Annotated in this window: 10 protein-coding genes; 7 read left to right on the forward strand and 3 right to left on the reverse strand. The window is 65.8% G+C overall.

From position 1 onward, the window contains the following. The 3 genes from B3T59_RS03420 to B3T59_RS03430 form a co-directional block, all read left to right on the forward strand. The coding region (locus tag B3T59_RS03420) for a DUF1844 domain-containing protein (RefSeq protein ID WP_287001482.1) at positions 1–228 on the forward strand (228 nt) is incomplete at its 5' end. Between the two features lie 158 nt (positions 229–386). Continuing rightward, positions 387–686, forward strand: coding sequence for a DUF1540 domain-containing protein (locus B3T59_RS03425; protein ID WP_064863471.1), 300 nt, complete (start codon positions 387–389; stop codon positions 684–686). 107 nt (positions 687–793) lie between these two features. Continuing rightward, positions 794–1,195, forward strand: a complete 402-nt coding sequence (locus tag B3T59_RS03430) for a hypothetical protein (RefSeq protein WP_064863472.1) — start codon at positions 794–796, stop codon at positions 1,193–1,195. 6 nt (positions 1,196–1,201) lie between these two features. Here the strand turns inward: B3T59_RS03430 and uvrA are convergent, their stop codons facing one another. Beyond that, on the reverse strand, positions 1,202–4,084 hold the full coding sequence (uvrA, locus tag B3T59_RS03435) for an excinuclease ABC subunit UvrA (protein WP_064863473.1): 2,883 nt from the start codon (positions 4,082–4,084) through the stop codon (positions 1,202–1,204). A 326-nt stretch (positions 4,085–4,410) separates the two neighbouring features. Here uvrA and B3T59_RS03440 point away from each other — a divergent pair, with 326 nt between their 5' ends. The 4 genes from B3T59_RS03440 (at position 4,411) to B3T59_RS03455 (ending at position 9,455) form a co-directional block, all read left to right on the forward strand. Beyond that, complete coding sequence (locus B3T59_RS03440; RefSeq protein WP_251723668.1) at positions 4,411–5,097, forward strand: MBL fold metallo-hydrolase; 687 nt, start codon at positions 4,411–4,413, stop codon at positions 5,095–5,097. Between the two features lie 232 nt (positions 5,098–5,329). Continuing rightward, entirely contained in the window at positions 5,330–6,304 is a 975-nt protein-coding gene (locus B3T59_RS03445; RefSeq protein WP_064863475.1) for a DoxX family membrane protein, read from the forward strand. A gap of 56 nt (positions 6,305–6,360) precedes the next feature. After that, positions 6,361–7,113 carry a hypothetical protein gene (locus B3T59_RS03450; RefSeq protein ID WP_064863476.1) on the forward strand — a complete coding sequence of 251 codons (753 nt, stop codon included), beginning with the start codon at positions 6,361–6,363 and terminating at the stop codon, positions 7,111–7,113. Further along, a complete protein-coding gene (locus B3T59_RS03455; RefSeq protein WP_287001483.1) occupies positions 7,110–9,455 on the forward strand; it encodes a HelD family protein in 2,346 nt (781 codons plus the stop codon). Before B3T59_RS03450 ends, B3T59_RS03455 begins: the two co-directional genes overlap by 4 nt. Before the next feature lie 20 nt (positions 9,456–9,475). Here the strand turns inward: B3T59_RS03455 and helR are convergent, their stop codons facing one another. Beyond that, positions 9,476–11,662, reverse strand: coding sequence for an RNA polymerase recycling motor ATPase HelR (gene helR / locus B3T59_RS03460; RefSeq protein WP_251723666.1), 2,187 nt, complete (start codon positions 11,660–11,662; stop codon positions 9,476–9,478). Between the two features lie 261 nt (positions 11,663–11,923). Beyond that, positions 11,924–12,364: a universal stress protein gene (locus B3T59_RS03465; RefSeq protein WP_005208939.1), complete on the reverse strand. Its 441-nt coding sequence runs from the start codon at positions 12,362–12,364 to the stop codon at positions 11,924–11,926. Between the last annotated feature and the right edge of the window lie 12 nt (positions 12,365–12,376).

Below are 12,376 nucleotides of genomic sequence, written 5' to 3' on the forward strand. Positions count from 1 at the left end.
GGGGCGTCCGAAGACGACGCGGATCTCGATGAGGCTCGCAAACTCATCACCGCGCTGGCCGGGCTCGTCGACGCGGCCAAACCAGATCTCGGCGTGCACGCCGCCCCCATACGCGACGGACTCAAGCAACTGCAGCTGGCGTTCCGCGATGCGAGCGCATACCCGGACGAGCCTGGCGAGGGACCCGGCGAGAAGTACACCGGACCGGTTCGCGACCGTCGACGGTGACGTTCGCGCTGGCCGCGAATTTACGGCGACGTAGGTAGCGCTTGCCTAACGTTTCCGCAGTTCAGGTCAGCCTTTGCTTGCTGGAAAGCCGACACGGAGGCACCTAGATTGAGAACAGGGCAATCACCTGCCCGCCAACCTCGATCCAGGAGTTCACGATGGCCACGCTCGAAATGCCACATGTCGCCGAATGCACCGTCAGTGAGTGTTCGTACAACCACGACGGCTGCCACGCGTTCGCGATCAACGTCAGCGGAACCAACGGCACCGCCGACTGCGCGACGTTCATCCCCCTGACAACTCGAGGCGGTCTCGACCGCGTCTCCACACAGGTCGGCGCATGCCAGCGTGTCGACTGCGCGCACAACGCGAATCTCGAATGCACGGCCACTGCGGTCCGTATCGGTGCAGGCGAGAGTTCCGACACCGCCAACTGCCTGACCTACTCCCCTCGCTGACGGCTCAGCGTCACCAGACCACTCTGCAGCCCTCGACGGACGTCGTGCGGGTCATTCTCTGACCGGCGCGGCGTCCGTCGTCTTGTACGCGGGACTAGCCTGAATCCATGACCTCTCAAGGCGCGCCCGATCACGATCCGGCCGATCCGACGCGGACAACCGCCCCGGCCGACGAGACACAGCCTGTAGGAGAGGTTGTCGACGGCGAGCTTCTGGACGCGGATGTCGTCGAAACCCCTTCGCCTACATCCACGTCCCCTGCATCCACATCCCCCGCGTACACGACCATCTCAAGCCCCACACATATCGATCCCGATTACAGCGAGCAGGGTGTGCCGAGTTTCGATTTCGTCCGCGACAAGATCGAGAAGCGCATTTCGACCGCCATCGGCTCCCAGGAACTCGCCGAGGGCACGCCCGAAGGGCAGGGCGTCGACGACATGATGCGCAAGCGCGACGAGGCCGCGAAGAAAAAGCTCGAGGAGATCCGCAAATCGATGGGTTCCTGACGCGCCTCACCCGGCGGTTGCGACCGGCTCCCCCGTCTCGAGCACGTCTGCGAGGAACTTCCCGGTGTGGCTTCCGGGCGTTTCCGCGATGTCTTCGGGAGTTCCCTCAGCGATCACCGTGCCGCCGCCCGTTCCACCTTCTGGCCCCATGTCGATGACCCAGTCGGCCGTCTTGATGACGTCGAGGTTGTGCTCGATCACGATCACGGTGTTGCCCTTGTCGACCAGTCCGTTGATGACGTCGAGGAGCTTCTTGATGTCCTCGAAGTGCAGGCCGGTCGTCGGCTCGTCGAGGATGTAGACGGTGCGGCCCGCCGACCGCTTCTGCAACTCGGCGGCCAGCTTGACGCGCTGGGCCTCGCCGCCCGAGAGTGTCGGGGCGGGTTGACCGAGACGGACGTATCCGAGGCCGACGTCGACGAGCGTCTTGAGGTAGCGGTGGATCGAGGTGACCGGCTCGAAGAAGTCGGCGGCCTCCTCGATCGGCATGTCGAGAACCTCCGAGATGGTCTTGCCCTTGTAGTGCACCTCGAGGGTCTCGCGGTTGTACCGCGCACCGTGACACACCTCGCAGGGAACGTAGACGTCGGGCAGGAAGTTCATCTCGATCTTGATGGTTCCCTCGCCCTGACACGCCTCACAGCGTCCGCCCTTGACGTTGAACGAGAAGCGTCCGGGCTGGTAGCCGCGCACCTTCGCTTCGGTTGTCGCCGCGAACAACGTGCGGATCTTGTCGAAGACACCCGTGTAGGTCGCCGGATTCGAGCGCGGTGTCCGACCGATCGGCGATTGATCGACCTGCACGAGCTTGTCGAGGTTGCCCAGACCGTTCACGCGCGTGTGCCTGCCCGGTACCTGACGCGCACCGTTGAGCTTGTTCGCCAGGACAGTCGCGAGGATGTCGTTGACCAGCGTCGACTTTCCGGATCCGGACACACCGGTGACCGCGGTGAGCACGCCGAGCGGAAACGAGACGTCGATGCCGCGCAGGTTGTGCTCGCGCGCTCCCACCACGGTGAGCTGCCGATTCTTGTTGATCGGCCGACGGATCGGCGGGACCGGAAGCGTCTCGCGGCCGGACAGGTAGTTGCCCGTCAACGACTTCCGGTTCTTCAGCAGATCCTTGTAGCTACCGGAGTGCACCACCTTGCCGCCGTGCTCGCCCGCGCGCGGACCGATGTCGACGATCCAATCCGCTGCGCGGATCGTGTCCTCGTCGTGTTCGACGACGATCAGCGTGTTGCCCAGGTCGCGCAGTCGCGTGAGGGTGTCGATCAGTCGACGGTTGTCGCGCTGGTGCAGTCCGATCGACGGTTCGTCGAGGACGTAGAGCACACCGGCAAGCCCCGAACCGATCTGGGTGGCCAAGCGAATTCGCTGTGCCTCACCACCCGAGAGCGACCCGGCGGCACGGGACAGCGACAGGTAGTCGAGTCCGACGTCGAGGAGGAACGTGATGCGTGCCTGCACCTCTTTGAGGACGCGGCCGGCGATGGCCTGCTGGCGTTTGTCGAGCTTCAATCCGCCGAGGTAACCCGCGGCGTCGGCCACCGAGAGCGCCGACACCTCGGCGATCGATTTCGGTCCGTATTCGGGATGATCGAGCGTCACCGCGAGGATCTCCGGTCGCAGCCGCGCACCCTGACAGACAGGGCACGGAACGTCGCGCATGTAGCCCTCGTACCGCTCCTTCATCTGTTCGGATTCGGTCTGATCCATGCGGCGGTTGAGGAACGCCATGACGCCCTCGAACTCGGTGTAATACGACCGTGTCCGTCCGTACCGGTTGCGGAACTTCACGTGCACCTGATGGTCGCTGCCGTTGAGCAGCGCGTTCCGCGCCTTGGCAGGCAACTTCTTCCACGGGGTGTCGACGTCGAAGCCCATCTGATCGGCCAGACCGGACATGAGCCGCAGGAAGTAGTCGGCGTTGTGTCCGGTCGACCAGGGTGCGATGGCGCCCTCGGAGAGTGAGAGGTCGGGATCGGGCACGACGAGGTCCTCATCGACCTCCTTGCGAATCCCGAGGCCGTCGCATTCGGGACACGCGCCATACGGCGAGTTGAACGAGAACGACCGCGGCTCGAGGTCGTCGATGGCGATCGGGTGCCCGTTCGGGCACGCCATGCGCTCGGAGAATCGTCGTTCGCGGTGGGGATCGGTCTCCTCGACGTCGACGAAGTCGAGGACGACGATGCCGTCGGCAAGCCGCAGGGCCGTCTCGACCGAGTCGGTGAGACGCTGCTTGGCGCTCGGCTTCACGACGAGTCGGTCGACGACGACATCGATGTCGTGCTTTTCCTGCTTCTTGAGCTTGGGCGGATCCGTCAGCGAATGGATCTTGCCGTCGACGCGCGCACGCGAGAAGCCCTGGGTCTGCAGTTCGGCGAACAGATCGACGAACTCACCTTTACGGGTGCGGACGACAGGGGCGAGAACCTGGAAACGGGTGCCCTCGTCCATCGCGAGCACCTGATCGACGATCTGCTGGGGTGTCTGCTTGGCGATCTCGGCACCACAGACCGGACAGTGTGCGACACCAGCGCGCGCGTAGAGCAGGCGCAGGTAGTCGTAGACCTCGGTGATCGTGCCGACCGTCGAGCGAGGATTTCTGTTCGTCGACTTCTGGTCGATCGACACCGCGGGCGAGAGACCTTCGATGAAGTCGACGTCGGGCTTGTCCATCTGGCCCAAGAACTGCCGCGCATACGCGGACAGCGACTCCACGTAGCGTCGCTGTCCCTCGGCGAAGATCGTGTCGAAAGCCAGCGACGACTTCCCCGAACCCGAGAGTCCGGTGAAAACGATGAGGCTGTCGCGGGGCAGATCCACATCGACACCGCGAAGGTTGTGTTCGCGGGCACCACGGACGATCAAACGATCAACCACTACAGTCCTATCCACATATCTCGGCTGGTCCATACTTCTTGGCCAGCCCCTGCGCGGGATCGCCGCGCATCCGGTCGCCGCTGGGCACCGATCGTCGACCGGTGTCTCGTAGGGCGTGTCTGTCTCGTTGGGCGTGTCTGTCTCGTTGGGCGTGTCTGTCTCGTCAGGCGTGTTTGGGGCTCACCATAACGGCAGCCACCGACGAGAATTCTCGACGCCGTGCCGGCGGTCTCCAGGCGGCGTCACAACACTTGTCAACGATACGCGGCCCACCAGGTGTTCCCATCCCCGTCCGCCCCGTCGACCTGCGTGGCTACGCTGAGTTCATGACTTCGTCCGACCTCACCATCACCGACGATTACACCGGCGATCTGTCCGAAACCGGCCCGCAGCGCCGCACGCTGAGCAACGCCTCGATCGTGAAGATCTCGGTCGGGCCCATGGACAACAACGTCTACATCGTCACCAGCGCCGCGACCGGAGACCAACTGATCATCGACGCCGCCAACGATGCGGACACCATCCGCGGTGTGCTCGACGAACTCGACGGCGCTCCGCGCACGATCTTCACCACGCACCAGCACTACGACCATTGGCAGGCACTCGCCGACGTCGCGGCAACGACAGGCGCGCCGACTGCCGCTGGTCGGATCGACGCTCCTGAACTGCCCGTAGCCCCCGACATCCTCCTCGACGACGGCGACGTCCTGACCGTCGGTGACCTGACCTTCGACGCAATCCACCTCGTCGGCCACACGCCCGGATCGATCGCGCTGGCCCTCACCGATCCCGCAAGCGGCGTCGTCCACCTCTTCACCGGCGATTCCCTCTTCCCGGGCGGCGTCGGAAAGACGTGGGCGCCAGGCGACTTCGACACTCTCGTCGACGACGTCGAGACCAAGCTCTTCGAGCGCTATCCCGATTCGACCGTCGTGTACCCCGGCCACGGCAAGGACACGACCCTCGGCACCGAACGTCCGTCGCTGGACGAATGGCGCAAACGCGGCTGGTGAGCATCGGCCTACACGCACATCGCTTGCGCCAGATCATCAACTCCACCGAGCGCCCCTACACCGGACAGGTAGCCTCGAAAGAGCGCCGCCGACCCAGTCCAACGCGTGATCGACCAACGCAGTGACCGAAAGCCGCAGTAAACGAAATGCCGCAGTAAACGAAAAGCCGCAGTGACCGAAACGCACAGTGACCGACTAATGCAGTGACTTCCGAAGGGACCGTGTCAACAAGATGATCCTCCGCCGTATTGCCCGACCGATGCTCGCATCGGTGTTCATCGTCTCCGGCTATGACGCCCTGCGACACCCGCAGAAGCGCGCAGAAATCGCGGAGCCCTTCGTGGAGAGCACCGTCGGTGTGCTGCCGGACGAGGTCACCTCCGTCATCCCCACCGATCCGGTCACGCTGGTCCGGGTGAACGGCGGCATCCAACTCGCGAGCGGCGTCCTGCTGGCGACGGGCAAGTTCCCGCGCTTCGCGTCGGCCGTTCTCGCGGGCTCGCTCGCACCGACGACGTTCGCCGGCCATCCCTTCTGGGAGGAATCCGACCCGGTCGCGCGGAACATGCAGCGCACACATTTCCTGAAGAACCTGAGCCTGATGGGCGGCCTGCTGATCTCGGCGGCCGACACCGAGGGCAAGCCCTCACTCGCGTGGCGTGGTCGACGCAAGGCCGACGCCGCGCTCGCGGCCCTGCCTCTCGGCGCGAAGGCGAGCACCACGGCGTGGGATTCGATCCGCGAGCACGCACAGGAATCCGCGTCGACGCTCGGCGAGAAGTCCAGCGAGGCTGCCGGTCTCCTGAAGCAGGACGCACACAAGTTGGGAGAGCGCTCTGCCGAGGCAGCGGACAAGTTCCGCGACCGCGCACCCGTTGTCGCCGAGAACGCCCGGGAGCGTTCGGCGGAGTTCGCCGACAAGGTCCGCGACCGCGCGCCCGTCGTCGCCGAGAACGCCCGCGAGCGCTCCGCCGAGATCGCCGAAACGGCGCGTGAGCGCTCCGCAGAGTTCGCCGACAAGGTCCGCGACCGCGCCCCCGAGATCGCCGAGGCTGCGCGCGAACGCTCCGCCGAACTCGCCGAAGCCGCACGTGAACGCTCCGCAGAGCTCGCAGAGTCGGCCAAGGAACTGGTGTCGACCGCAGGCGACAAGGCCGACGCCGCTGTCGCCGACGGCAAGAAGCGCTGGCGCAAGGCCCGGTCCTGACCCCTTCGCTCCACGCGCGGACCCCATCGCCTTCGGAACAGACTCCGACCGGGCGCATGGGGTCCGTCGCGTTTCCGCCACACCTCTATCCGTGGGTCTTCGACCCTGCGGGCTTCGTCCCGCTCGAGATTCGACGCGAAGGCCGCACACTCATGGTCGCCGTTGGGTCCAACGCATCCCGCGCGGTACTGACCGCGAAGCTTGCCGATGTGGGCGGCGTCGACATCAGTCCTGCCCGCGTCGTCGTGCACGGTATCGCCGTCGGATACTCCGGCCATGTGTCGGCACGCGGATACATTCCGGCAGCCCCCTTTGCGTCTCCCGACGCCGCCTCGACGCTGACCGCGTTCTGGCTCGACGACGAGCAACTCGCCGCACTCGACCGCACCGAACCCAATTACCATCGATTGACAGTGACCACGACTTCTCATCCCCTGCGTGAACGCCTCGACGACGTCGACTCCGTTCCGGTCCGCTCACCGGTGCCGGTGCGCGAGTTCGCCGTATACGCGTCGAGACACGGAGTCCTCACCGATCGACAGTCGGCCCCGCTCCCCTTCTCCACCCAGGGCGCAGTCCTCGCGCAGCTTGCGGAAGATCTCGACGACCCGTCGTTGACGCAGCCACCCGCGACCGTCTGCGCGCGACTCGGCGACCCCGACGCAGGCAAGGACCTGACAAGGCGCATCCACCAGCGCAGACTGTGCCGTCCGGACGGCCTCACCCGCGTCCCCGCACCCCACCATCCCGACGACCCCGCGCACACCGAATTCGGTGCGTACGCCGAACCCGACGATGAGATCCGATGAGTACCTCGCCGACACACACCGACACCGAACGCACCGATCCCCGCATCGATGAGGAGCAGACCCACCTCGACGCCGTGTACCGACGCCTCGACAGAATGCGTGCCAACACCCGTCGTCGACTCGCCTCGACGCTGCGGGAGTCCGCGGGCACCCCGCAGGCGCTGTCCGAGCGCGAATCCTACGAACGCATGTATGTCGACGACCTCGCGAAATACGATGCCGCCGAACACAATCTGTATTTCGGCCGCCTCGACCTCGACGACGGCGAGATCCGTCGGATCGGACGCATCGGAGTCCTCGACGACGACGAGGGCGACACCACACTCCTCCTCGATTGGCGAGCGCCACTGTCTCGGGCGTTCTATCTCGCCACGCCTGCCGCACCCGAAGAGGTCGCTCGCCGCAGACACATCCGCACCCGAAACCGCGGCGTCCGTGAAGTCAACGACGAGTTCCTCACCGCGGGTGAAGCTTCCATCGACGAGTCAGCACACGGCGACGTCGTGAACGAGTCCGCGCTCGTCGCTGCGCTCAATGCCGCGCGCACCGGCGAGATGACCGACATCGTCGAGACCATCCAGCGCGAGCAGGACCTGATCATCCGGTCGGCGCATCGCGGCGTCACGGTCATTCAGGGTGGGCCGGGCACCGGTAAGACCGCCGTCGCACTACACCGTGCCGCCTACCTTCTGTACACGCACCGAGACATCCTCTCGCGCAGTGGAATTCTCATCATCGGACCCAACAGCGACTTCCTCGACTACATCGGCCAGGTGCTGCCATCGCTCGGTGAGTCCGGCGTACTCCTCGCGACGATCGGCGAGCTCTTCCCCGGTGTCACCGCGACCGGGGACGAACCCCGCCGCACCCGTGAGGTCAAGGGTCGCCTGCAGATGCTCGACGTCCTCAAGCGCACCGTCCGGTCACACGAGTCGCTGCCGACGAAGCCTGTCTCCGTGGATTTCGACGGCTACCGGGTCGAGATCGACAGCGCGCTTGTCAAGGCAGCCCGCGCGGCCGCACGTGGGTCGCGCAGGGCGCACAACCAGGCCCAGCCGGTGTTCCTGCGCTCGGCACTCGACGCGCTCGCCGCCAAGCACTCGGCCGCGATCGGCGCCAGTCTGCTCGACGGGTCGCAGCTGCTCACCCCCGCCGACCTCAAGGACATTCGCGACGACATGGGCCGCGACCCGGATATCCGCCAGGCGGTCCTCACATTCTGGCCGACGTTGACTCCGACGGACGTCCTCCGCGATTTCTACGACGACCCCGCCGCCATCCGCAAAGCCACGCCAGGCTGGCCCGACGACGATCGCGCAGCACTCCACCGCGCACGCCGCACAGCCACAGGCAGTGCGGACAAGGGCAGCGAGAGCGGCGAGTTCACGCCCGCCGACGTTCCGCTACTCGACGAACTCGCCGAACTCGTCGGCTATGGCACCGACGAGGCCGAACGCGCCGAACGCGAGCGCTGGCGTCGACAACTCGCCGACGCGCAGGATGCGCTCGACATCCTGACCGGTTCGGCACCACAGGATCTCGAGGACGAGCTCGACCCGGAGATCTTGATGGCGTACGACCTGATCGACGCCGAGCAACTCGCCGCGCGCCAGACCGACGTGCAACGCGCGACCACCGCAGAGCGCGCATTCAACGACCGCACCTGGACGTTCGGTCACGTCATCGTCGACGAAGCGCAGGAGTTGTCAGGCATGGCGTGGCGCATGGTGATGCGACGAATCCCCAACCGATGGATGACGATCATCGGCGACACCGCACAGACCGGCGACCTCGCGGGTACGACGTCGTGGAGTGAAGTGTTGACACCCTACGTCGCGAACCGTTGGCAGTTGCGCGAGTTGACCGTCAACTACCGCACGCCGAGCGAGATCATGACCTACGCCGCGCGCGTTCTGGCGCATGTCGGCGGTTCGCTCACACCACCGACGTCGTTGCGCAGCAACGGAATCGATCCGTACGCCCGCACCGCGTCGACGGCCGACGTCGTCGCGACCGCGATCGAGGAGGCCACGAGACCGGAGCTGCGCGGCCTGACCGGAATGGTGGTGCCCGACAGCCTTTTCGAGGAAACCTCACGGGCGGTCGCCGACCTCGACCCATCCGCGCTCGGCATTGACGAGCTCCCCCGCGTCCACACCGTGACCACCTGCAAGGGACTCGAGTTCGACACGACTGTCGTCGTCGAACCGAGCGCGCTCATCGCTCAGTCGCCACGCGGATACAGCGACCTCTACGTCGCACTGACCCGCAGTACGCAGCGCCTCGTCGTGGTCAACGCCGACCCGCTACCAGCAGAACTCGACGACATGCCCCGTCGCTGAACGGCTTTCGACGATGCTCTTCACACCGTCGAGCGCTCATTCGGATTGCCCGCACACCCTTCCTCGGGGTGTAGGATGACGAGTTCGCGGGTCGCGCGGGTCATCGATACGTAGCGGTCGACGGCCCCGGTGATCCCGGCTCCGAAGGCCTCCGATTCGACGACCACGACCAGATCGAACTCGAGACCCTTTGCGGTGATCGGATCGAGTGCGCGCACCCGGTCGGTACCGGCGAAGTCCGGGTCACCGATCACACACGCCACGCCCTCGTCGTTGCGTGTGAGCCACTCGGCGAGAATCGCATCTCGGTCGCGGTGCGAGGCATGTCGCGCGGGAAGTCCCGACGCCCTGATCGACGACGGAACGTTGGCGTCGGGTATGGCGGCTCGGATCACGGGTTCAGCCGCCTCCATGATCTCTGCGGGCGTTCGGTAGTTGATCGACAACGACTGGACGCGCACGTCCCGACATCCGACACTGCGGAGTCGCTCCGACCACGTCTCGGCGAACCCCGCGCGCGCCTGCGCCCTGTCGCCGACGATCGTGATGCTCCCGGACGGGTTGCGCCGCAACACCATTCGCCACTGCGCCGGGGTGAGTTCCTGCGCCTCGTCGACGATGATGTGCGCGAAGGGTCCGTCGAGAGCGTCGGCTTCGACGTCGGGCACGGCCGAATCGTCCACGAGAACGTCGCGCAGGTCGTCTTGCCGAAGCATCGACATCAGGCCCTCGCCGTCGTCGTAGGTCGTCGACGCCATGAGGTCGTCGACGACGAAGTCCATACGACGGCGCTCAGCGCGGAGGGCGGCGGACCGGCGGCGGTGACGATCGTCTGCGCTGCGGTCTCCCAATCGGTTGCGCGCGGCGTCGAGAAGCGGGAGGTCGGCGTCGGTCCACGCGTCCGGACGTTCTCGCTGGAGGAGTCGCAGATCATCCGGCGTCAACCACGGGGCACACATTCGGAGGAACGCGGGAACCGACCACAGGTCACCGACGAGATCCGTCGCGTCGAGCATCGGCCACGCGCGCCCCACTGCAGTAGCGAGAGATTCATTGCGCTGCAACGCTTCCTGCACCTCGTCCCGGTCGAGATCGTCGTGACCGATACGTCGTTGCACCGTCTCGGCCAGGTACTGCCAGATCACGCCGCGCGCCTCGTTGTGTGGTGTGCCCGCCTCGGGTGCAGCGAACGCTTCGGCCCAATCCCGCCGCCGCAGAGTCACATCCGCCCACTCGGTCTCGACGAGAAGCGACTCGGTAGGCGGTTCCTCGTACCATCGCACCGCAGTCTCGATCGCGTCGACCATCCCGGCCGTCGACTTCAGCGATGCCACAACGTCGTCGGCTTCTCGCACTGCGGTGTCGCCCCCGGCGACCAGATCTTGCAACGTGCACGTCTGCACGCCTTCTTCACCGAGACTCGGCAAGACGTCGGCGACATACGACAGGTACTGCTCGTGCGGCCCGACGATCAGGAGGCGGCCACGCGTAAGCCTCGCGTCGGAGTAGAGCAGATAGGCGGCACGATGCAGCGCCACCACGGTCTTTCCTGTACCGGGGCCGCCATCGACGACCAGCGCGCCTGCCGAGTCGGCGCGGATGATGGCGTCCTGGTCGGCCTGGATCGTCGACAACACGTCGCGCATGCGTGGCGACCGACTCGCCGAAAGGCCTGCGAACAGCGCCGAATCGCCATCGAGCCATACCCCGTCGTCGACGGCGTCCGCGGTGAACACTTCATCCCAGTAGTCGGTGATCTGCCCGCGCGCCCATCGATAGCGTCTGCGCGAGCGCACCCCCATCGGCTGCGCCGCCGTCGCGTTGAAGAACGGAGCAGCGGCTGGGGTTCGCCAGTCGACGAGCAGTTGACGGCCCGTCGAGTCGGTCAGTCCGACGCGGCCGACATACACCGGCTCCGGCTCGTCGGTCAGCGTCATCCTGCCGATGCACAGGTCGAGCCCGAAGCGACGAAGCGTCCGTAGGCGGCCCGTCAACTGGTGTATCTCGAGGTCGCGATCCGATGCGCGCTGCCCACCACCGCCCTCTGCCTTTCGCGTGGCATCGAGTCTGGTCGAGAGGACGTCGACGGTGCCGGCGAGCGCCGCGGCGGTGTCGGCGAAATAGCGCACATCGCTCTCGATGCGCGTCGAGGCGGATTTCGGTGAACCGGCGGGAAGGTTGAAGACATGGTCAGTCACTGCAGGCACTGGGCGACTCCGAAAAGGGCTGGGCGGGGGCGGAATCACCGATTGTGCACCCGGTTAGGGGCCTTGCGGCAAGGCCCCTACCTCGCGTTATAGTGAAATGGGCAGGGACGTAGCGGCGATCACGGCGGATCAGGCCACGCTCCCCTGAGCACACATCACGACGGCACGCATCACCACGACAGTCATCACAGCCAGCAGCACACGCGCAACAGCCGGGAGACGAATGCGTCTGCCCGGCTGTTGGTCTCGATGAGAACGGAACTAGGTGGTGTGCACGATCAGCACATCGCACGCAGACTTACGCGCGACGTCGGCAGGCACCGAACCCAGCAGACGCCCCGCAATCGAGTTGAGTCCACGATTGCCGACGACGAGTAGATCAGCCTGCACATCGGTGACCAGTTGCAGCAGCGCGTCGACGGGTGCGCCCTTCACCGGGCGCGCGACGATCTGCGTGGCTCCCGACTTCGATGCTCGCTCTTTCGCCCGTCGCAGGATCTCGTCGGTCGGCGCACTTCCGGTCACCTGGTAGGCCTCGTCTTTGAGAACATCTGCGGCCTCGCCGGCGCCGCGGTCGTTCGGAAAGTATGCGCATGCGATCACCAATTTCGAATCGCCCGCGATCGCACCCGCTCGATCGACCGCCTTCAACGACGATTCCGATCCGTCCGTTCCGACGACGATCGTCTGGTAAGCGCCCATCCCTTGACCTCC

It is taken from the genome of Gordonia sp. UBA7860 (assembly GCF_002500165.1).
Lineage (GTDB): Bacteria > Actinomycetota > Actinomycetes > Mycobacteriales > Mycobacteriaceae > Gordonia > Gordonia sputi.

What these genes read in the sequence shown, in the direction of transcription:
- B3T59_RS03425 (WP_064863471.1), top strand. Translation starts at nt 387, where the DNA reads ATGGCCACGCTCGAAATGCCACATGTCGCCGAATGCACCGTCAGTGAG.
- B3T59_RS03430 (WP_064863472.1), top strand. Translation starts at nt 794, where the DNA reads ATGACCTCTCAAGGCGCGCCCGATCACGATCCGGCCGATCCGACGCGG.
- B3T59_RS03440 (WP_251723668.1), top strand. Translation starts at nt 4,411, where the DNA reads ATGACTTCGTCCGACCTCACCATCACCGACGATTACACCGGCGATCTG.
- B3T59_RS03445 (WP_064863475.1), top strand. Translation starts at nt 5,330, where the DNA reads ATGATCCTCCGCCGTATTGCCCGACCGATGCTCGCATCGGTGTTCATC.
- B3T59_RS03450 (WP_064863476.1), top strand. Translation starts at nt 6,361, where the DNA reads ATGGGGTCCGTCGCGTTTCCGCCACACCTCTATCCGTGGGTCTTCGAC.
- B3T59_RS03455 (WP_287001483.1), top strand. Translation starts at nt 7,110, where the DNA reads ATGAGTACCTCGCCGACACACACCGACACCGAACGCACCGATCCCCGC.
- B3T59_RS03465 (WP_005208939.1), bottom strand. Translation starts at nt 12,364, where the DNA reads ATGGGCGCTTACCAGACGATCGTCGTCGGAACGGACGGATCGGAATCG.